At 73.4% G+C, this 20,067-nt stretch carries 12 protein-coding genes; 4 read left to right on the top strand and 8 right to left on the bottom strand.

Going from position 1 to position 20,067, the window contains the following annotated elements; all coding sequences use genetic code 11:
- Positions 1–5: 5 nt before the first annotated feature.
- On the bottom strand, positions 6–542 hold the full coding sequence (locus tag AB0946_RS17500) for an NUDIX domain-containing protein (RefSeq protein ID WP_366761452.1): 537 nt from the start codon (positions 540–542) through the stop codon (positions 6–8).
- 391 nt (positions 543–933) lie between these two features.
- On the opposite strand from AB0946_RS17500, the gene AB0946_RS17495 reads away from it, so the two are divergent.
- The 3 genes from AB0946_RS17495 to glpK all read left to right on the top strand — a co-directional run bounded on the left by AB0946_RS17495 (position 934) and on the right by glpK (position 5,291).
- Complete coding sequence (locus AB0946_RS17495) at positions 934–2,586, top strand: GGDEF domain-containing protein (RefSeq protein ID WP_366761451.1); 1,653 nt, start codon at positions 934–936, stop codon at positions 2,584–2,586.
- A gap of 346 nt (positions 2,587–2,932) precedes the next feature.
- A complete protein-coding gene (locus tag AB0946_RS17490; RefSeq protein WP_366761450.1) occupies positions 2,933–3,682 on the top strand; it encodes an MIP/aquaporin family protein in 750 nt (249 codons plus the stop codon).
- An 88-nt stretch (positions 3,683–3,770) separates the two neighbouring features.
- On the top strand, positions 3,771–5,291 hold the full coding sequence (gene glpK, locus AB0946_RS17485; RefSeq protein ID WP_366761449.1) for a glycerol kinase GlpK: 1,521 nt from the start codon (positions 3,771–3,773) through the stop codon (positions 5,289–5,291).
- Positions 5,292–5,466: 175 nt separating this feature from the next.
- Here glpK and AB0946_RS17480 read toward each other — a convergent pair whose 3' ends face one another.
- The 5 genes from AB0946_RS17480 to AB0946_RS17460 are packed head-to-tail and all read right to left on the bottom strand — an operon-like array spanning position 5,467 to position 13,410.
- Positions 5,467–6,072: an ATP/GTP-binding protein gene (locus AB0946_RS17480; RefSeq protein ID WP_366761448.1), complete on the bottom strand. Its 606-nt coding sequence runs from the start codon at positions 6,070–6,072 to the stop codon at positions 5,467–5,469.
- The gene (locus AB0946_RS17475; protein ID WP_366761447.1) at positions 6,053–9,691 is read right to left on the bottom strand and encodes a hydantoinase B/oxoprolinase family protein; all 3,639 of its coding nucleotides are present in this window, start codon (positions 9,689–9,691) and stop codon (positions 6,053–6,055) included. The genes AB0946_RS17480 and AB0946_RS17475 overlap by 20 nt, the downstream gene beginning before the upstream one ends.
- 24 nt (positions 9,692–9,715) lie before the next feature.
- A complete protein-coding gene (locus AB0946_RS17470; RefSeq protein WP_366761446.1) occupies positions 9,716–10,111 on the bottom strand; it encodes a DUF742 domain-containing protein in 396 nt (131 codons plus the stop codon).
- 9 nt (positions 10,112–10,120) lie between these two features.
- Positions 10,121–10,555, bottom strand: coding sequence for a roadblock/LC7 domain-containing protein (locus AB0946_RS17465; RefSeq protein ID WP_366761445.1), 435 nt, complete (start codon positions 10,553–10,555; stop codon positions 10,121–10,123).
- Complete coding sequence (locus AB0946_RS17460) at positions 10,552–13,410, bottom strand: nitrate- and nitrite sensing domain-containing protein (protein WP_366761444.1); 2,859 nt, start codon at positions 13,408–13,410, stop codon at positions 10,552–10,554. The genes AB0946_RS17465 and AB0946_RS17460 overlap by 4 nt, the downstream gene beginning before the upstream one ends.
- A gap of 419 nt (positions 13,411–13,829) precedes the next feature.
- Here AB0946_RS17460 and AB0946_RS17455 point away from each other — a divergent pair, with 419 nt between their 5' ends.
- Complete coding sequence (locus AB0946_RS17455; RefSeq protein ID WP_366761443.1) at positions 13,830–14,363, top strand: hypothetical protein; 534 nt, start codon at positions 13,830–13,832, stop codon at positions 14,361–14,363.
- A 79-nt stretch (positions 14,364–14,442) separates the two neighbouring features.
- Here the strand turns inward: AB0946_RS17455 and AB0946_RS17450 are convergent, their stop codons facing one another.
- Both AB0946_RS17450 and AB0946_RS17445 read right to left on the bottom strand, forming a co-directional pair.
- Positions 14,443–19,086 (bottom strand): hypothetical protein, encoded by a 4,644-nt coding sequence (locus AB0946_RS17450; RefSeq protein ID WP_366761442.1) that lies wholly within the window; start codon positions 19,084–19,086, stop codon positions 14,443–14,445.
- 71 nt (positions 19,087–19,157) lie between these two features.
- A complete protein-coding gene (locus AB0946_RS17445; RefSeq protein WP_366761441.1) occupies positions 19,158–20,036 on the bottom strand; it encodes a hypothetical protein in 879 nt (292 codons plus the stop codon).
- Positions 20,037–20,067 lie beyond the last annotated feature (31 nt).

The raw sequence follows: 20,067 nt of genomic DNA, 5'->3' as shown, positions 1-20,067 counted from the left end.
CGGGCTCAGACGTAGCGGCCCTCGAACCAGGCCCTGACGGCCACGGTGTGCAGCGGGAAGGCGAGTTCCTCAGGCCTGCGCAGCAGCTGCCAGCCCTCGGTCTCGTCGGTGGGACCGGAGGGCGGCAGTCCGTCGGCCGGACGTTCCGGCAGCACGCCGAAGAGCAGCAGGTGCCCGTCGGGTGCGCTCATGACGTCCACGAGCCGCACGTCACGGGCGGCCGCTTCGATGCCGGTCTCTTCCTTGAGTTCCCGTACGACGGCCTGCTTCCAGTCCTCGCGGTCGTCGATGTACCCGCCGGGCAGGGCGATGCCTCCGCGCGCGGGGGCGACGGTCCGGGTGATGACGACCAGGGCGGTGCCCTTGGTGTCGTACACGGGCTGGAGGGCGATCGCGACCGGCAGCGGATTGCGGTAGGCGACGGTGCCGCAGGACGGGCAGGTGCGCGGCCATCCGGAAACGCCCTCTCCATAGGGCGCCCCGCAGCTCGAACAGTGGGAGTCGGGCGCGGAGTTGGCAGTTGGTTGCTGAGTTTCGGACACGCGCGGACTGTATCCGATCAGAGGAGGGGCGTGTTCCGCTAGTGAGGCATCAGGAACGAGCGGATTCGTAAGGGGCGGCCGGAATCACCCCCGTCGGTCCCGGCCGCCCCTCGTGTACCACGACGCCGTGCGCCGCCGTTCGGTTCACCGAATCGGCGGGTGAGCACAAGGTCGCCTGTGCGCGGGCGGGCATCACCGTGCACCAGGGGCTGTCCGGGCACGGGTCATCGGCGATCGGCGCGCGGTGAACCCGGGCACCGCAGCGGACCGCGGCCTCCTGGGCCGCGAGGGAGCCGGTGGGACCGTCCACGCTCCGTGTTCACTCCGGAATGCTGCGTGAACGTCTTATGAACTGCGCCTGGGCGTACGGGGGCGGCGCCATCATGCTCCCGTGCACTCCTGGACGGATACTCTCCGCTTCGCCTTCCAGCCGGTGGTCAACCTGAGGACGGGCGCGGTCGCCGCACTGGAGATACTCGCCCGCCCGGAGACCGGTGACGTCCTGGCCGAGGCCCGCCGGGATCCCGGGCTGGACGGCAGGCTGATCGTCTCGGCGCTCCGCGCCGCGGCCCGCAAGGAGACCCTGCTGCCGTTGCACCTGAACGTGTTCGCGGCCACGCTCGCCGACCTCGGCGGCCTGACACCGCTGTACGACGCCGTCCGCGCGGCGGGCCGCATGGCCTGGGAGGTGACGCTCGACATCGTCCCGCCGTACACGCATGTGCCACAGCGGGCGCTGCTGGAGGCGGTGGCCTCACTGCGCGCGCAGGGGTTCCGGATCAGCGCGGACGGCATCGGGGACGGCGACGTTCCGCTCAGACTCCTCACCGACCTCTCCCCCGACCTGGTCAAACTCGACGCCTCGCTGCTCACCCGGCCGGCCGCGGTGCGGGCGATGCGGACACTGTGCGAGGAACTGGGCGCCCTCGTCGCGGTGGAGGGAGTCGAGACGGAACTCCAGTGCGCTGCGGCGCTGTCGGCCGGTGCGCAACTTGCCCAGGGCGAGCTGTTCGCTCCACCGGCCCGCATTCCCGCAGCGGACGTGTACGTTCCGTCCCTGGCACCCGGCGCCGGGACCGTCCCCCGCTCCGGGCCGTCCGTGCGGGAGTTCGTACGGCCGGCCGCCGTGCTGCCGCTGACCGCCTCGGCCGGACAGGTGCGGGCGCTGCTGACCGGTTCCCCGGACGTCTCGGGCGTACTGCTGGTGGACCAGTACGGCAGACCGGTCCGGTCGGTGCACCGGTCGCGTTTCCTGCTGTCGATGTCGGGGCGCTACGGGCACGCCCTGTACGCCGACCGGCCGGCCTTCAAACTGGGCGACGCCCCCCGCACGGTCGGCGTCGACGCGACGGCCTGGCAGGTGCTGGACGTGGTGGCGGTCGGCGGCCGGGACCGGACCTCCGACGACGTGGCGGTGGTCGACGGACACGGCCGGTGCGTCGGCGTCGTGCGGCTGGCGGATCTGGTGCGGGCGCTGGCCGAGAGCCGGGTGGAGGAGGCGGCCGGGCTCAACCCGCTGACCCGGCTGCCCGGTTCGGACGCGATCGTGAGCGAGGTGGACCGGCGGATCGCCGACGGGCGGGCGTTCACGCTCAGCTGGCTGGACATCGATCACTTCAAGCAGGTCAACGACGGTGCCGGGTTCGCCGCGGGAGACGAGCTGATCCGCGCGGTGGGCCGCGCGCTCCAGCAGGCGGTCGCGGAGCACGCGCGCGTGGGGCACATCGGCGGGGACGACTTCCTGGTGCTGGCGGACGAGCAGGCGCTCGGTCCGCTGGTCACCGCCGTGCTGGACGTTCCCTGGGCGGCGGGCGGCCGGCCGGTCACGCTCTCCCTGGCGACGGTCGTCTGCGGCCCGGGCAGCGTGAGCGACCATCACCAGGCCGCCGCCCAGCTGGCCCCGCTGAAGAGGGCAGCCAAGGCGCTGAACGGCGGGAGTTGGGTGCTCGGGCGCGCCGGGCTCCCCGGTCACGAGATCCGGCGCGGCGGCCCGGGCGCGGCCCCGTCGGGTGCCGGCTACGCGACCGCCGAGCCACGGTGGTGAACGGCCCTCCCGTAGACGTCCGTTGCGGCACGTGCGCGCCACCGGGGCCGACGCAGCGCCCGTGTCACCGTCGTCGCCGGCAACCTTGACGGCCCCCGGGCACCGGTGAACACTTCCCGGTGTCAGCCGACATCGCCGTACATTCTCGGCGTTATCAGGCGCCGCACACGGGTCTGTCCTGCTCATGGCCCGGCGCTCGAGGGCGGTCCGGCTGCGACGGCACGCTCGTCACCGACGCCGGGCGGGGCGCGGGGCCCTCCCTGCCTTTCGGCTGAAGTCGCCAAGGGAACCGTCCTGCCCGCCGGGGCGGGGGCCGATCGCCCCCGCCGGCGCCAAGGGAGCCGCCATGAGCAACGGAGACATATTCGTCGGCGAGGTCATCGGCACCGCGATCCTGATCCTGTTCGGCGCGGGCGTCTGCGCCGCCGTCACCCTCAGGTACTCCAAGGCACGCGCCTCGGGCTGGATCGTGATCGCGTTCGGCTGGGGCTTCGGCGTCCTCGCGGGCGCGTACACCGCCGCTCCCCTCTCCGGCGGTCAGCTCAACCCCGCGGTCACCCTCGGCATCGCGGTGGACACCGGCGAGTGGGGCAAGGTCTGGGTGTACCTGCTCGGGCAGTTCGTCGGCGCGATGCTCGGCGCCGTCCTGGCCTACCTCGTCTATCTCGCCCAGTTCCAGGCCAACGTGCGCACCGAAGGCACCACGGACGGCACCGCGGGTGAACCCGTGCCGACCCTCGGCATCTTCTCCACCGTTCCGGAGATCAGGAACCCGGTCGCCAACCTCGTCACCGAGATCATCGCGACCGTCGCGCTCGTCCTGCCGGTCCTCGCCTTCGGGCTCACCAAGGGGCTCGGCGAGTCCGGCACCACCGTGCTCATCGTCTCCCTGCTGGTCGTGGGCATCGGCCTCTCCCTCGGCGGCCCCACCGGCTATGCCATCAACCCGGCCCGCGACCTCGGCCCGCGCATCGTGCACACCTTGCTGCCGATCCCCCACAAGGGCGGGTCCGACTGGGGATACGCCTGGATCCCGGTGGTCGGGCCGCTGATCGGCGGAGCACTGGCCGGCCTCGTCTACAACGTGGCCTTCTGAACCCGCCGCTCCGGCTCCCGCCACCGCGATCCACGATCCGCACGCGTCCATCCGACCAGCGATCCGACCCAGCGACCCAGGGGCAGCCATGACGGACACCGCCGGCACGTACGTCGCCGCCATCGACCAGGGCACCACGTCCAGCCGCTGCATCGTCTTCGACCACAGCGGCGCGATCGTCGCCGTCGACCAGCGCGAGCACCGGCAGATCTTCCCCAGGCCCGGCTGGGTGGAGCACGACGCCGCCGAGATCTGGTCCAAGGTGCAGGCCGTGGTGGCCGGGGCGCTCGCCCGGGCGGGACTGCGCGCCGACCAGCTGAGCGCCCTCGGCATCACCAACCAGCGCGAGACGACGGTCCTGTGGGACCGCGCCACGGGCAAGCCCGTGCACAACGCGATCGTCTGGCAGGACACCCGTACCGCGGCGCTGTGCGGGGAACTGGGCGGAGCGGACGGCCAGGACCGTTTCCGCGAGACGACCGGGCTGCCGCTGGCCAGCTACTTCTCCGGGCCCAAGGCGGCCTGGCTGCTGGAGCACGTGCCCGGTCTGAGGCAGCGGGCGGAGCGCGGCGAGATCGCGTTCGGCACCATCGACTCCTGGCTGATCTGGAACCTCACCGGTGGCACCGACGGCGGTCGGCACGTCACCGACGTCACCAACGCCGGCCGCACCATGCTGATGAACCTGGACACCCTCCAGTGGGACCCCTCCGTCCTGTCCGCGATGAACGTGCCCGAGGCCGTGCTGCCCGAGATCAGGTCCTCCGCCGAGGTGTACGGGACCGCCGTCGGGCAGCTGGCCGGGGTGCCCGTCGCCTCCGCGCTGGGCGACCAGCAGGCCGCCGTGTTCGGTCAGACCTGCTACGACGTCGGCACGGCGAAGAACACCTACGGCACCGGCAGTTTCCTGCTGCTGAACACCGGCAACCGGCCGGTGCCGTCGAAGAACGGGCTGCTGACGACGGTGGGCTACAAGATCGGCGGGGAGGCGCCGGTGTACTGCCTGGAAGGGTCCATAGCGATAACGGGCGCGCTGGTCCAATGGTTCCGCGACCAGCTCGGGATCATCCGGACCGCCGACGAGATCGAGACCCTGGCGGCGAGCGTCGACGACAACGGCGGCGCCTACATCGTGCCGGCCTTCTCCGGCCTGTTCGCGCCCTACTGGCGCTCCGACGCGCGCGGCGTCGTCACCGGCCTCACCCGGTACGTCACCAAGGCCCACCTCGCGCGCGCGGTGCTGGAGGCGACGAGCTGGCAGACCCGGGAGGTCGTGGACGCGATGTACCAGGACTCCGGGGTGCGGATCAGCACGCTGAAGGTCGACGGCGGCATGACCCGGAACAACCTGCTCATGCAGCACCAGGCGGACGTCCTCGGCGTACCGGTGATCCGGCCCCGCGTGTCGGAGACGACGTGCCTGGGCGCCGCCTACGCGGCCGGACTGGCCACGGGCGTGTGGGACGGCCTGGACGAGCTGAAGTCGCACTGGCGGAAGGACGCGGAGTGGACGCCCGGCATGCGGGCGCCGGACCGCGACCGCGAGTACCGGAACTGGCGCAGGGCCGTGGAGAAGAGCTTCGGCTGGCTGGAGGAGGACGGGGACTAGGGTCTTTCGTTTGGATCAGGCCGGATCAGGCCGGACCCCGCGAGCCCGGCATGGTCCGAACGAGAGGCCCTGGCGACGGCGAGGAGGCCGGGAAGTCGCCGCACGCGCGCGTGGGCGCTCCGCACAGGACCACGGCCCGTACCCCGGTCGGCGGGGGTACGGGCCGTGCCGGCGGTCAGCGCGCGACGGCCCCGCGGCGGTCGGCCGCGTACTCCCTCGCGTGCTGGACCAGTCCGACGAGCACCTCCTTGACCGACTCCCGGTCACGGGCGTCGCACAGCAGGAGGGGCACGTCGTCGTCGAGGTCGAGGGCCTGACGGACGGATTCCACGGGGTGGCGGGCCGCTCCCTCGAAGCAGTTGACGCCGACGAGGAAGGGGATGGAACGCCGCTCGAAGTAGTCGACGGCGGCGAAGCAGTCCTCCAGGCGGCGCGTGTCGGCCAGGACCACGGCTCCGAGCGCGCCCTCGGCCAACTCGTCCCACATGAACCAGAACCGCTCCTGCCCGGGCGTGCCGAAGAGGTAGAGGACCAGGTCCTCGCGCAGGGTGATGCGGCCGAAGTCCATGGCCACCGTGGTGGTGCGCTTGCCCTCCACACCGCTGGTGTCGTCGACGGGGCGCCCGGCCTCGGTGAGCAGTTCCTCGGTGCGCAGCGGCCTGATCTCGCTGACCGCGCCGACGAGGGTCGTCTTGCCCACGCCGAAGCCGCCGGCCACGAGGATCTTGAGCGTGACGGGCTCGACCGGAGCCCTGCCACGCTCAGAACGCCCGAAGATCATCGATCTCTTCTCCTGCTTGACGGGGGTCCGGGGACGGCCGGCCGTAGCCGCCGCCACCGGGGGTTTCGATGACGAGTACGTCGCCCGGGCCGACCTCGGCCGAGCCGCTTCCGCCGAGGTCGGTGACCGTGCCGTCGGCGTGCTCCACCCGGTTGGCGCCGAGCGCTCCGGGGTCGCCGCCGGCCATGCCGTACGGCGGCACGCGGCGGTGCTGGGAGAGCGTGGAGACGGTCATCGGTTCGAGGAAGCGGATCCGGCGCACGGCTCCGTCGCCGCCGCGCCACCGCCCGGCGCCGCCGCTCCCCCGCCGGACGGCGAACTCCTCGAGCCGGACCGGCAGCCGCCATTCCAGGACTTCGGGGTCCGTGAGCCGGGAGTTGGTCATGTGGGTCTGGACCACGTCGGCGCCCGGGAAACCGTCACCGGCGCCGGATCCGGAGGCGACGGTTTCGTAGTACTGGTGCCGTTCGTTGCCGAACGTGACGTTGTTCATGGTGCCGGAGCCCTCTGCCTGGACGCCGAGCGCGGCGTAGAGGGCGCCGGTGATGGCCTGGGAGGTCTCCACGTTGCCCGCGACCACGGCGGCGGGCGGCTCGGGGGCGAGCATCGAACCCGAGGGCACGATGATGTCCAGCGGCCGCAGACAGCCGTCGTTGAGCGGGATGTCATCGGCGACGAGCGTACGGAAGACGTACAGGACGGCCGCGCCGACCACCGCGAAGGGCGCGTTGAAGTTGGTGGTGAGCTGCGCGGAGGTGCCGGTGAAGTCGATGGTCGCCCGGCGCTCGGTGCGGTCGACACGGACCCGGACCCGGATGACGGCCCCGGAGTCGGTCTCGTAGGCGTACTCGCCGTCGTCCAGGGCGTCGATCACCCGGCGGACGGCCTCCTCGGCGTTGTCCTGGACGTGCCGCATGTAGGCCTGGACGACGTCGAGGCCGAACTCCTCGATCATGCGCCGCACCTCGTCGACGCCCTTCTGGTTGGCGGCGATCTGGGCGCGCAGGTCGGCGAGGTTGGTGCGCGGGTTGCGGGACGGGTACCGCGCCTCGGTGAGGAGGCGGCGGGTCTCCTCCTCCCGGAAGCGGCCGTCCTCGGTGAGGAGCCAGTTGTCGAAGAGGACGCCCTCCTCCTCGGTGGTGCGGCTGTGGGCCGGCATGGAGCCCGGGGCGATGCCGCCGATCTCGGCGTGGTGACCGCGTGAGGCGACGTGGAAGAGGACCCGCGGCTCACTGAGAGTGTCCGTGACCACGTCGGTGTCGAAGACGGGGGTGATCACGGTGACGTCGGGCAGGTGCGTTCCGCCGTGGTAGGGGTCGTTGACGGCGTAGGTGTCGCCCGGCCGCATGGCGGAGCCGCGCCGGCGGATCACCTCTTTGACGCTGGTGCCCATGGAACCCAGGTGGACGGGGATGTGGGGGGCGTTGGCCACCAGGTTTCCGTCCGGGTCGAACAGGGCGCAGGAGAAGTCCAGCCGCTCCTTGATGTTGACGGACTGGGCCGTGGACTCCAGCCGCGCGCCCATCTGCTCGGCGATCGACATGAAGAGGTTGTTGAAGACCTCGAGCAGAACCGGATCCGATTCCGTGTCCGCATGGGAACTCTGCGTGACCGCCGTGCGTTCCATGAGCAGATGCCCGTCATCGGTCGCGACGGCCCGCCAGCCGTCGTCGACGACGGTCGTGGCACCGGCCTCGGTGATGACCGCCGGACCGGTGACGGTCTCGCCGGGGGGAAGGGCCTCCCGGCGGTGGAGGGGTACGTCGTGCCAGGCGCCGCCGGTGTGGAGACGGACGGTGCCGGGCGTCTGGGCACGGCCCTCGTACGGGGCGAGGGCGGAGAGATCGGGGGGTGCGGTGATGCCGGTGGCTTCGACGGAGAGGGCTTCCACGACGACCGGGCGGTCGAGGGTGAAGGAGTACGTGGCGCGATGACGTTCCTCGAAGGCGTTCCGCATCGCGTCGGGCCCGGCCAGTTCGACGGTGAGGGCGGTGTCGGTGCCGTCGTAGCGGAGCTGGGCGCGGCGGGTGACCCGGATGCGGTCCTCCGGGATCTCCTCGGCGACGAGTTCGGCCCGCGCGGCGGCCTCCAGATCGTCGGCCGTCTTGTGGACGCCGGGCATGGAGGCGGCTTCCAGGGGTGCTTCCACGGAGTGCTCGCGCATGGCCGTGGTGTCGGCGAGGCCGATGCCGAGCGCGGAGAGCAGACCGGCCATGGGAGGCACGAGGACGGTGCGGATGCCGAGCGAGTCGGCGACCCGGCACGCGTGCTGGCCGCCCGCCCCGCCGAAGGTGGTCAGGGCGTAGCGGGTGACGTCGTGGCCCTTCTGGACGGAGATCCGCTTCACGGCGTTGGCGATGTTGGCCACGGCGATCTGCAGGTACCCCTCGGCCACCTGTTCCGGGCTGCGGTCGTCCCCGGTGCGCTCGTGGATCTCGCGCGCGAGGGCGGTGAACCGGTCACGGACGAGGGCGGCGTCCAGCGGCTGGTCACCACCGGGACCGAACACGCTCGGGAAGTGGGCGGGCTGGATGCGGCCGAGCATGACGTTGGCGTCGGTGACGGTGAGCGGGCCGCCCGCGCGGTAGCAGGCGGGACCGGGGGCGGCGCCGGCCGAGTCGGGGCCCACCCGGTAGCGGGAGCCGTCGAAGTGGAGGACGGAGCCGCCACCGGCGGCGACGGTGTGGATGTCCAGCATGGGTGCCCGCAGCCGGACACCCGCGATCCGGGTGGTGAAGACCCGCTCGTACGCGCCGGCGAAGTGCGAGACGTCGGTGGAGGTGCCGCCCATGTCGAAGCCGATGACGCGGTCGAAGCCGGCGCGTTGCGACATGCGGGCCATGCCGACGATGCCACCGGCCGGTCCGGAGAGGACGGCGTCCTTGCCGCGGAACTGTCCGGCCTCCGTCAGTCCACCGTTGGACTGCATGAACATCAGCCGTACGCCGCGCAGTTCGTCGGCGATGTGCCGCACGTAGCGGCGGAGCACGGGCGAGAGGTAGGCGTCCACGACAGTGGTGTCCCCGCGCGGGACGAGCTTCATCAGCGGGCTGACCTCGCTGGACAGCGAGATCTGCGGGAAGCCGACGCGGGCGGCGAGTTCACCGACGGCGCGTTCGTGGGCGGGGTGGAGATGGCTGTGCAGGCAGACGACGGCGACCGCGCGGATGCCGTCGTCGTACGCCTCCCGGAGCGGACCCTCCAGGGCCTCCAGGTCGGGCGCGCGCAGGACGGTGCCGTCGGCGGCGATGCGTTCGTCCACCTCCACGACCCGCTCGTGGAGCCGCTCGGGCAGCTCGATGCGGCGGGCGAAGATGCGGGGGCGGTTCTGGTAGGCGATGCGCAGCGCGTCGCGGAAACCGCGGGTGACGACGAGGAGGGTGCGCTCTCCCTTGCGTTCCAGCAGGGCGTTGGTGGCGACCGTGGTGCCCATGCGGACGGCGTCGACGGGCTCCTGGGAGCCGTCCAGGAGTTCGCGTACGCCGGCGACGGCCGCGTCGGAGTACCGTGCCGGGTTGTCGGACAGCAGTTTGTGCGTGAGCAGCCGCCCGTCCGGGCGGCGCGCGACGATGTCGGTGAAGGTGCCGCCTCGGTCGACCCAGAACTGCCAGCCAGTCACGTCACCACCTCGCTTCCGCGTCGGTCACAGGGCCCGGAGGCCGTTGATCACGTCGCGCAGGATGCTCTCGTCCGGCAGCTCGGCCGGGGGCACCGGGCGGGTCACATGGACGAGTTCGGCGTGCACCAGGTCGCCGATGAGGACGCGGACGACACCGATGGGCAGGTCGAGTTCCGCGGCCAGTTCGGCGACCGACTGGGGCACGTCCCGGCAGAGCCCGACGATCTCCACGTGTTCGGGCGACAGCGTCGGGTCCTTTTCCGGGTCGCCCGTGTCCGGCTCCGTGACGACCACCGCTATCAGGTCGAGGCGGTGCTGGCCCTCGCTCGTGGTGCGGCCACGCGTCATGGCGTACGGACGGACGACCGGGCCGGCCTCGTCGTCGAACCAGTGGTTTGTTGCCTGACCGTCTGCGCTCATGTCATCTCACTACCCGCCTGCGGGCAGATCGGTGCGCGGGGCGGTGCCCAGATGGACGCCGACCCGCTTCACCAGGAGCGTCATCTCGTAGGCGACCTGCCCGACGTCGGAGTCGGCGTCGGAGAGGACGGCGAGGCAGCTGCCGTCACCGGCGGCGGTGACGAAGAGGAAGGCGTCGTCCAGCTCGACCACCGTCTGCCGGACACTGCCCGCCTCGAAATGGCGGCCGACGCCCTTGGCGAGGCTGTGGAAGCCGGACGCCACGGCGGCCAGATGCTCGCTGTCCTCCCTGGTCAGTTCCTTGGACACCCCCGTGGGCAGCCCGTCGCCGGACAGGATGACGGCCTTGCGGATGCTGGCGACGCGGTCGACCAGATCGTCCAGGAGCCAGTTCAGCTCCCCCTTGTCCGTCGCCGTGTGGCCGGTCGCCTTCGGTGCGGTCATCGACCGTCCCCCTTAGTCGTTCCTTGTGCTGTGCCGTTCCGGGCCTCGTCACCCGCGGCGTTCTCCTCTCGGCCGCGCTGCCAGCCGCGCTGGAGCGAGGCCATCCGGCTGCGGACCTCCTCGGCGTCGCGGTCGGCGGGATCCGTAGCGCGCTCGGCACCCCGGTCGGTGCCGTGCTTGAGCTGGGGCGCCAGGCTCGCCTGGCGTACGCGCCGGGGCAGCGGCCCGTTGCCCGGCTCCGGCGCCGGGTCGTCGCCGGGTGCGGTGGTACCGGAGGGGGGCGGGGCCGTGTCCTTCGGGCCGCCCGTGCCGAGGCGGGGAGGTGCGGTGTCCTCCGGGCCGCCCGTGCCGGACGCGGTCTCGGTCCGGGTGCGCCTGGGCAGCGCCGGAGCCCCGGGAGCCGCCGCGGTGCTCCCGGCCGGCGTCGCGGTGCCGTCCTCGGCACGGTCGGTGCGTCCGGCGGGCCGCCGGGAGGACGTGCGGCGGCGGGTGGGCAGCGGGGCCGGCCCGTCCGTGTCGGAGCGGCGCGTGACGGCCGGGGGCGCGGGATCCGGTTCGCCGCGGCGGGGCCGCTGGTCGGTGACGGGCTTGCCGTGCGAGCTGACGAGCTTGGGTGTCTGCCGCCGGGGCAGCGGTACGGCCCCGTGCTCATGGGTCCCGCCGTGCTGCGGGTGGTCGGCCGGCGGGGTGGCCGTCTGCTCCTCGTCGCCCGGGCGGATCCTGCGGGGGCGGAACAGACCGCCGCGCTCGCTGTCCTCGTCCGGGAGGGCGCCAGGGAAGTCGTCCAGCGCGTCGAGATCGACGGGCGCCTCCAGCTCGACCGGGCCGTCCAGCAGGGAGGTCGGCAGGCCGGACAGTTGCAGCGGGGCGGGGGACGGTCCGGCACCGCGGCCCAGCGCCTGCTCGGCGCCCTTCGCCGGACGTTCCCGGTCGAGCCGGAAGCCGACGCCGTTGGTGTCCGGGACGTCGTCGGTGAGCAGCGCGTCGGGGATGAACACCACGGCGGTGGTGCCGCCGTACGGCGACGGCTGGAGGGAGACCCGGACGTTCTGGCGCTGGGCGAGACGGCTGACCACGAAGAGGCCGAGCCGGTCGGTGTCGGACAGTTCGAATTCGGGTGTCTCGGCGAGACGCAGATTGGCGTCCAGAAGTGCCTCGGCCGTCATGCCGAGACCCCGGTCGTGGATCTCCAGGGTGAAGCCGTTGGCGACCCGCTCGCCGAGGACCTGGACGGCGGTGTGCGGGGGCGAGAAGACGGTTGCGTTCTCCAGGAGTTCGGCCACGAGGTGGGTGAGGTCGGCGACGGCCGGCCCGGTGACGGCCACCCGCGGCAGGCGCCGGACCTCGATGCGCTCGTAGTCCTCGACCTCGGCGACGGCGGCGCGGACCACGTCCATCAGCTGTACGGGCCGGCGCCACTGCCGGGAGGGCGCGGCGCCGGAGAGGATCACGAGGCCCTCGGCGTGCCGGCGCATGCGGGTGGTGAGGTGGTCCAGGCGGAACAGGTCGGCGAGTTCGTCGGTGTCCTCGGTCCGGCGCTCCATGCTGTCGAGCAGGGTGAGCTGCTTGTGCAGCAGCACCTGGCTGCGTCGGGCGAGGTTGACGAAGACCTCGGAGACGCCGGCCCGCAGCTCGGCCTGTTTGACGGCGGCCTCGACCGCCGCGCGCTGCAGGGTGTTGAGGGCCTGACCGACCTCGCCGATCTCGTTCTTGTCGTACTCCAGGCGCGGGACCTCGGTCTCGACGTCGACCTGTTCGCCCGCCGACAGCCGGCGCATCACACTGGGCAGCCGGACACCGGACGCCTCGTGCGCCTCCAGACGCAGCTGGCGCAGGTCGCGGATGAGGGCGCGGCCGACCCGGATGGAGAGCACGACGGAGAGCAGGAACGCGACCAGGCCGAGGGCGCCGGCGACCGCCGCCTGCACGATGACGCCGACGGCCACCGGGCGCATACGGTCCTGCGAGCGGTCGCCCACCTGGTCGTCCAGGGCGCCGAGTTCGTCCAGGACGGTCGCCGCGGAGGAGTCCCAGCTCTTGGCGGTGACATCGCCAAAGGTGCCGGAGTCCGAGGCGATGACGGTCCGTTCGGCCTCCCGCAGCGTGGCGGTGGTGGCGTTCTTCCAGAAGCGTTCGTAGCGGTCGCGCTCCGCCGCGGGCAGCAGGGGGAGGCTGATGTCGTACAGGAGGGTGCGCTGGGCGACGAGGTCGGAGATGTCATGGGTCTCGTCGCGGGTGAGCCGGCCGACGACGAGGGAGGAGCCGAGCAGGGCGTCCTCGCGGGAGAGCAGCTCGCGGGCGCGGGTGACGTTCACCAGGGCGCGGGCCTGCTTGTCGAGTTCGACGTCGTCCAGGCCGTCGAGGGACGCGAGGAGCGCGAAGCAGGGGTCCACGAGACGGTTGTAGAGGTCGAGCGCCTGGGCGCGGGTGAGGGTGCCTCCCTCGACGCTGCGGCGCAGGGGACCGATACCGTCCAAGGCGTCCAGAACGGCGGTGAGGTGTTCACCGTCGTCCGCGTCCAGGCCGGCCCGGACGTCCTGGTCCCCGGCGTTCCGGCGGATGGTGGCGATCACCCGGTCGGTCGCGGTGCGGGTGCGGCGCAGCGCCGAAAGGGCCTCGGAGGCGCGCGGGTCGGCGAGGTAGACGAGGGTCTGGCGGCGCTCCTGCTGCAGGACGCGAACGGTATCCTCGGTGGGGTAGCCGACGTCCTCGACGATGTCGGTCACGCGGAACAGCTGGGTGACCTCGCGTCCTGTGAGCACCGTGGCGAAGCCCCAGACGGCGGTCAGGGACACCAGCGGCACGAGAAGCAGCGCCACGATCTTCCGGCGGATCGACTTCCCGCGAAAGCGCATGGCCTCCCCCAGCTCGACCCCCGCCGGCCGGGGGTGCTCATGTCCGTCAGCAAACGGCGCGAGCCTACTACCGCCTCACAGTTAACTCGAAGACATGTCCGGAGGGCGAACTTCCGTACCGGCTGCCGGACATGGCGAGTTGTCCGGGCATGGGGGGAGATCGCCACCGCGATCCGGACACCCACGCGGTGCCCGTGACCGGCGCACGACCGGGCGGTTGGCCGGAATTTTTCGCCAGTCGGGAATCTTCGGGGGATCTCGTGCGTCCTTCTCCATGGGAGATGGGGGCGGAATGGGCCACAGGAGCCGCATCCCGCACTCCGGCGGCGTAAAACAGCGCAAGCCGGGCAGCCACTGGGGAGTCGGGGTCTTCGGATGCCGGGGCGAACGGTTGGCCGGCGGTGGGGAGTGACACGGTGATGGGCACGGCTGAGCGGCGCGGGGCGCCCGGGGAGAGCGTGGCGGAGCGGTCACAGGCGCGGCGGCACGAGCAGGCGCCGGATCGGGACATATCAGGGACGGGGCGGGCCGGGGGGCGTGGCGGTGACGAACCGCGGCAGGACTACCGCCCGTTGTGGATCGAGGAGCCCGCGCGCCGGCATCCGTTGCCCGATCCGGTACGTACGGCGGCGGTGCGGGCGGTCCTCGTCATAGCCGTGACGCTGATCCAGGCGATGGTGGCGTTCCTGTGCACGCTGGCCGGGTCCTGGCTGGCGTTCCCCATGGTGATCAGCGGGGTGGTCAGCACGGTGGTGGCCACCTGGGCCGTGGTCGACGTGTGGGTCACCCGCCAGGTGTGGAACCAGCGGTACGGCGTGGTCTCCGAACCGAGCAGCACGGCCCGGGCCCTGCGCCGGGAGCGGCGAGCCCGCCGGCGCCAGGAGCGGGTGAGCGCGCGGGAACAGGACCGGATACGCCGCACCGGCGGCGCGGGGCGGCTGTCGCACTCCTGACGCCTGACGGACGGCGCGAGAACCGCCGGCGGCCGGTCTCACCGACGTCCTGGATGCCGTGAGCCCGGTTGCCGCGCGCCTACGGGACGCTCGGCGCGGGCTTCTTGAACATCCGCGTCGCCGTGATCTCGCTGTGCACCGTCTCTCCGGCCTGCGGCGGCTGGGGAAGACCGGGCCGGAGGTGTTCCTCCACGCTGATGTACTTCAGGCCCGCCCTGAGGTCGGCGTCGTTGCGCAGGCGGATGACCAGGGGGAACTCGGCGAGGGCGGTGGTGTCGAACAGACCGGTGGTGTAGAGCAGCTGGACGCCCAGCGCGTCGGACACCGCTCGCTGGAGTTCCAGCAGGTAGGTCGCGTTGGCCCGGCCGATCGGGTTGTCCAGGAAGAGCGTGCCGGCGTACCGGTGCTTGTCCCGGCCCCGGTCGTTCGAGCGCAGCGCGGCCATCGTGCAGTACAGGGCGATGGCCGCCGTGAGCAGCTGACCGCCGGAGAAGACGTCTCCCATCTGGCCGACGGGGACGCGCTCGGCGCGCAGCACGGCGTCGGGCTTGAGGATCTCGACGGCCACGCCCTTCGGCTGGAGGGCGGCCGCGACGCCGCGCAGCAGCAGGGACATGCCGTCACGGCGCAGGTCGGAGTTCTTCCTGACGGCCGCGCGGGTGGCCTCGTCGATGACCTCGCCGAGCCGTTCCGTGAGCGTGGCGTGGTCGGGCTCCTCGAAGCGGATGCGCAGGAACTCCTGGCCGGACCACTCGCCGAGCCCCTCCGGCAGCCGGGACAGCCGCTGGGCGGAGCGCAGGGTGGCCAGTGCCGACTCCACGAGACCGCGCAGGCGGTCCACGATCGAGTCGCGGTTGCGTTCCAGCTGGGCCAGTTCGTCCGTCAGGACGCGCAGCCGGGGCGCGAAGGCGTCCGCCCACTTCTGGGCGTGCTCGGGCAGCGCGGAGGCGGGCAGTTCGCGGATCTGCTGCCGGGCGGGGGTGCGGACCTGCTCGTAGCGCGTGGAGTTGGCGTGCCGGACCAGGACGTCGCTCGCCTCGCGCACGGCCGCCTCGGCGGCCGACAGGTCGGCGGCGCAGCCGCGCAGCGAACGGCGGGCCTCGGCGGCGGAGTGCCGGGCCTCCTCCAGCGTGCCCGGGTACGGCTCCGGGTCCTCCTGCTCCTCCTCGGGGGCGTGTTCGCGCAGCAGGTCGCGGAGCATCGCGGCGATCTCGTCGAAGCCGCCGGCCGCGTCCTCGGCGGCGCGGTGGGCGTCCAGCAGTTCCGCGTGCGCCTCGCGGGCCTCGGCCAGCGCCTCGGTACGCGCGGCGAGTTCGGCCGTGGCGGTGCGCAGCAGCGCCTGGGCGTGCTCGGCGTCGCGCGGGACGAGTTCCCCGGGCAGCTCGGTGTGCGCCTCGCCGTCCTCGGGCGCGTGCCGCTCGGCCTCGCCGCGCAGCCGGCCGAGCTGCTCGCTCGCCGTCGACATCCGGGTCTCCAGGAGCTGCACCAGCTCCTCCGCGCGTGCGGCGGCGGCCTGCCGGGAGGGTCCGTCGGCGCCGTCGGGCGACTGCAGCAGTTGTTCGGCCCGGGTGCGGACCTTGTTGCTGAGCCGGTCCAGTTCGGCCCGGGCGGCGCTCTCGTCGCTCTCGGCGCGAGCCTGCTCGGCGCGCAGGTCGGCGCCGACGCCGACCTTCTCGTACACCTGGGAGGCGGCCCGGTAGGCCTCACGGAGGGCGGGCAGGGACGCCTTCGGGGCGTCGTCGTCGGCTACGGGTACGTCGTCGGGGGCGCCGGCGATCTCGGCGCGCTCGGCGCGCAGGGCGCGCGCGGTGCGGCGGGCGTCGTCGGCGGCGCGCTGGGCGGCGCGGCGGTCCTCGTCGGCGGCGCGGGCGCGGTCGAGGCAGGTCTGGGCGCGGGCCTCGGACTCGGTGGCCTCGTCGGCGAGTTCGCGCAGCCTCACCTGCCAGCCGGCGCGTTCACGGAGCCGGAAGGCGAGGCCGGCGAGGGCGTCGGCGGCGCGCCGGGCCTTCTGCGCGGCCTCCTGCCGTTCGTCGCGGATCCGGGCGGCCTCGGCGGCGGACTCGTCGGCCTCCGCCCGTACCGTGCGTGCCTCGGCGAGTTCCGCTTCGGCCTCCTCGGCGAAGGTCCGGGCCTCCTCGGCGGCCCGGGCCAGCTCGGTGAGGCGCCCGGCGGGGCAGCCGGTGCGCCAGGAGGCGAGCCGCGCGGCCAGTTCGCGGTCCTTGCCGAGGCGGGCGGCGAGGGCGCGGATCTCCTCGTCGCGTGCGGTGGCCCGGGCGCGCAGTGCCTGGCGTTCCTCGTCGGCGGCGTGCTCGTCGTGCATGGCCGGGTTCGGCGGCACGAGGAACACGTCGCCGGAGGTGGTGCCCTGGGCGGGGGGCGGGGCGAGCAGCGCGGCGGCGGTGCCGACGGCGACGGCGGAGCGGGGCAGCAGGGCGGCGTCGCCGAGTGCCTCGCGGGCCCGCGCGTGCGTGTCCGGGTCGGTGATGATCACGCCGTCGACCAGTTCGGGGCGGGCGGCGAGCACGCGCGCGTGGTCGGCGGGGTCGACGGCCTGTGCCAGGTAGCGCCAGCCGGGCAGTGCCGGGATGCCGTGTTCGCCGAGGAACTCGACGGTGGCCAGCACGTCCGGGCCGGGCGGCAGCAGCCCGCCGTCGCCGAGGGCGCCGAGGATGCGGGCGTCGTCGGCGGCGGCCGTCCGCAGGTCGAACAGGTGCCGTTCGGCGGTGGACACGGCGCCGTCGAGGAGTTCGCGCAACTCGTCGGCGTAGCGGTCGAGTTCCTCGGGGGTGAGGGTGCTGCCGGTGGCCACGGCGGCCGGCGCGCGGGTGGTGCCGGCCTCCTCCGTCCTGGGCGCGGGCACCCGGGCCGCGCTCGGCGCGCCCGGCAGGCTCAGCAGCTCCGCGAGCCGTTCCTCGGCGGCCAGCGACTCGGCGAGGCGCCGCTCGGCCTCGTGGGCGCGTTCGGCGGCGGTGGCCGCGTCCGCCGCGCGGGCCGCCGTCAGCTCCGCGCGCGATTCGGCGGAGGCCGCCTCGCGCGCGTGCTCGGTGGCCTTGCGGGCGGCCTCGCGGGCCGCGTCCCAGGCGGCCACGGCGGTCTTCTCGGCGTCGCTGGCGGCGAGCGCGGCCCGCGCCGGGTCGGCGTCCGGGGCGCTGTCGTCCAGCCAGCCCGCGCGGACGGCCTCGGCGGTCTCCTGCTCGACCTCGGCGAGCCGCTGGCGCAGGTGCCCGGCCTCGCTGCGGGCCCGTTGCGCCTCGGTGGCGGCGGCGGTGGAGTCCCGGTAGGCGGTGTCGCTGACCTCCTGGAGGGCCCCGGAGCGCTCCTCCTCCTCGTTGGCGAGGGCCTCGGCGCTCCCGGCGGCGGCGTGCAGCGCCCGTACGAGGTCCACGGCGGCCTTGGCGCGGGCGGCGAGGGCGGGGGCCGCGTCCCGCTCGGCCTCCTGGATGGCGGCGGACACGCGCGCGACGCGGTCGGCGGCGGCGCGGTGGCGCAGCACGGCCTCGGCGGCCTGCCAGGCGGAGTGCAGGGTGCGGGCGTCGGCCAGCTCGCGCTTCTGCGCGGCGGCGGACTTCTCGGCGGCGGCCAGCGCCAGGGAGGCGTGCCGGTAGGCGAGTTCGGCGGCGACGAGGGCGCTGCGTTCGCGGGCGCCCTCGGAGTGCGTGACGGCGTACGCGGCGGCCGTCACGCGCTGGGCGAGGTCGGCGGCCCGGATCCGCTCCCGCACGGCTCGCGCGGACAGCCGCCTGGCCAGTGTGCGGGTGCGGCGCTCGGCGCCCGCGTGGACGTCACGCGCGCGTGAGCGCGTCTCGGCGGCCTCGACGATCCGGCCGAGCAGGTCGACCGAGCCGGCGGTGAAGTCCCGTTCGGCGATCAGCTCGGCGCGCCGCCCGAGCTTGTTGCCGAAGCCGCTGACGAGGTCGGCGAGGCCGTCGGTGTCCCGGGTGTCGGTGACCGCGCGCAGCAGCAGGTCGGTGAAGTCGGAGTCCTTCTTGACCGCGAAGAGGCCGGCCGCCTCGCCCTCGTCGGCGTTCATCTCGCGCTGGTAGCGGAAGAGTTCGGGGTCGAGGCCGAGGTCGCCGAGGTGCTCGGTCCAGCGCTCGTGGATCTCCTCCCAGTGCACCTCCAGGTGCGGGTAGACCTTGCCGGCCTCCATGAGGGCGTCGCGGAAGCCCTTCATGGTGCGGCGGCGGCCGTGCGCGCCCGAGGTGCCCTCGGCGGGCGGCCGTACGGCGGTGGACTCGGCGACGGGCAGGTTGTCCAGGCTGAGGCCGGGGCCGGGCCGGAAGGAGTACCAGGCCTCGGCGAACTTGCGCGGGTCGTTGGAGACCTGCCGGCCGCGCCACTCGCTGACCTTGCCGACGACGACGCACTCGCCGGTCAGCACGTGCTGCCACTCCAGGGCCACGTGGCCGCAGTCGTCGGCGAGCAGGAACTTGCGCAGCACGCCGGAGCTGGCGCCGCCGAGGGTGTTGCGGTGGCCCGGCAGCATCACCGAGAAGATCAGCTTGAGCAGGACGGACTTGCCGCCGCCGTTCTCCAGGAACAGCACGCCCGCGGGCGCGGGCCGGCGCGGTGGACCGGACGGCTCCTCCTCGAAGAACTCCGCCTGCGCGGGCGCCGGGTCGGGCACGGGCTCGCCGACACCCCGCAGGTCCAGCACGGTGTCGGCGTAGCGCGCACCGGCGGGACCGATGGAGTAGAGGCGGACCCGGGACAGCTCGTACATGGCGGACTCTCGTAAGTCTGGTGAAAGGTGCGGTGGTTCGAAAGGTCTGGAGCTGCGGGAGCCGCAGCGCGTCAGGAGTGGAACGGCAGTCCGGCGTCGGCCACCAGGTCCAGGTCGTCGGTGTCCTGGGCGGGCAGCAGGGTGGCCGTGCCGTCGGTGACCGGGACGATGCCCAGCTCCACCAGTTCGGCCAGGGCGGCGCTGCCGGCCAGGTCGCGGACCTGGAGCTGGTAGCGGGCCGTGGTGCGGTAGGTGCCGCCGTTGTCGTCGCCGGTGCGCTGCAGGAACCCCGAGTCGGTGAGAAAGGCCATGGCCTTCGCCACGATGCCGGTGGTGGAGGCGGCCGGCCGGCGGGCGTCCTTGGTGGCGCCCGTGGCACTGCGTCTGGCCCAGATCCGCCAGGCCGCCTCCAGGCCGGGCGCGTCGGTGGCCGGGTCGGTGTTCTCGCCCTGCTCCTCGGCGCGCTCCTCCAGGCGGCGGCAGGCCTGCCGGACGAAGGCGTCGACGCCGTTGACGGTGACCCGGCCGATGTAGGAGTCGTCGGCCAGGTCCTCGGGACGGGGGAACGCCAGCGCGGCGACCGCGAGATGGGCGAGTCCGTGCAGGAAGCGGTCGCCGGAGTCGGCGGCGGTGCGACGCGCGTAGTCGCCCATGCGGACGGCGAACACCGAGTCCTCGGCGGCGGTCACGGCCATCCCCGCGCGCGGGGACACCTCCAGCACGACCAGCCCCAGACCGGCCGCGACGGCGTCGGCGAGCCGGGCGAACGCCGGGTCCTCGCGGTAGCGGCGCAGCAGTTCGGTGTACTCCTGGTCGCGGGCGGGCGCCAGCTTGGGCTGGAGTCCGAAGGCGACGAGCCGCGCCGCGTCGGCGGCGTCGGCGGGGGTGACGGCGGAGCCCGCCGGGGTGGCGGCAGGCTCGGGTTCACTCCGGTCGACGTGCTCGGTCACGGGTTCGGCTCCTTGTCGTGCTCTTGTCCAC

Source organism: Streptomyces sp. NPDC046870 (assembly GCF_040704595.1).
In the GTDB taxonomy this organism is placed as follows: Bacteria; Actinomycetota; Actinomycetes; order Streptomycetales; family Streptomycetaceae; genus Streptomyces; species Streptomyces argyrophylli.
Note: the sequence above shows the minus strand (reverse complement) of the source record. Positions and strands in the feature narration are given on the sequence as shown.

Coding starts and splice junctions, on each gene's coding strand:
- AB0946_RS17490 (WP_366761450.1), top strand. CDS start 2,933: ATGAGCAACGGAGACATATTCGTCGGCGAGGTCATCGGCACCGCGATC.
- glpK (WP_366761449.1), top strand. CDS start 3,771: ATGACGGACACCGCCGGCACGTACGTCGCCGCCATCGACCAGGGCACC.
- AB0946_RS17480 (WP_366761448.1), bottom strand. CDS start 6,072: ATGATCTTCGGGCGTTCTGAGCGTGGCAGGGCTCCGGTCGAGCCCGTC.
- AB0946_RS17470 (WP_366761446.1), bottom strand. CDS start 10,111: ATGAGCGCAGACGGTCAGGCAACAAACCACTGGTTCGACGACGAGGCC.
- AB0946_RS17465 (WP_366761445.1), bottom strand. CDS start 10,555: ATGACCGCACCGAAGGCGACCGGCCACACGGCGACGGACAAGGGGGAG.
- AB0946_RS17460 (WP_366761444.1), bottom strand. CDS start 13,410: ATGCGCTTTCGCGGGAAGTCGATCCGCCGGAAGATCGTGGCGCTGCTT.
- AB0946_RS17455 (WP_366761443.1), top strand. CDS start 13,830: ATGGGCACGGCTGAGCGGCGCGGGGCGCCCGGGGAGAGCGTGGCGGAG.
- AB0946_RS17450 (WP_366761442.1), bottom strand. CDS start 19,086: ATGTACGAGCTGTCCCGGGTCCGCCTCTACTCCATCGGTCCCGCCGGT.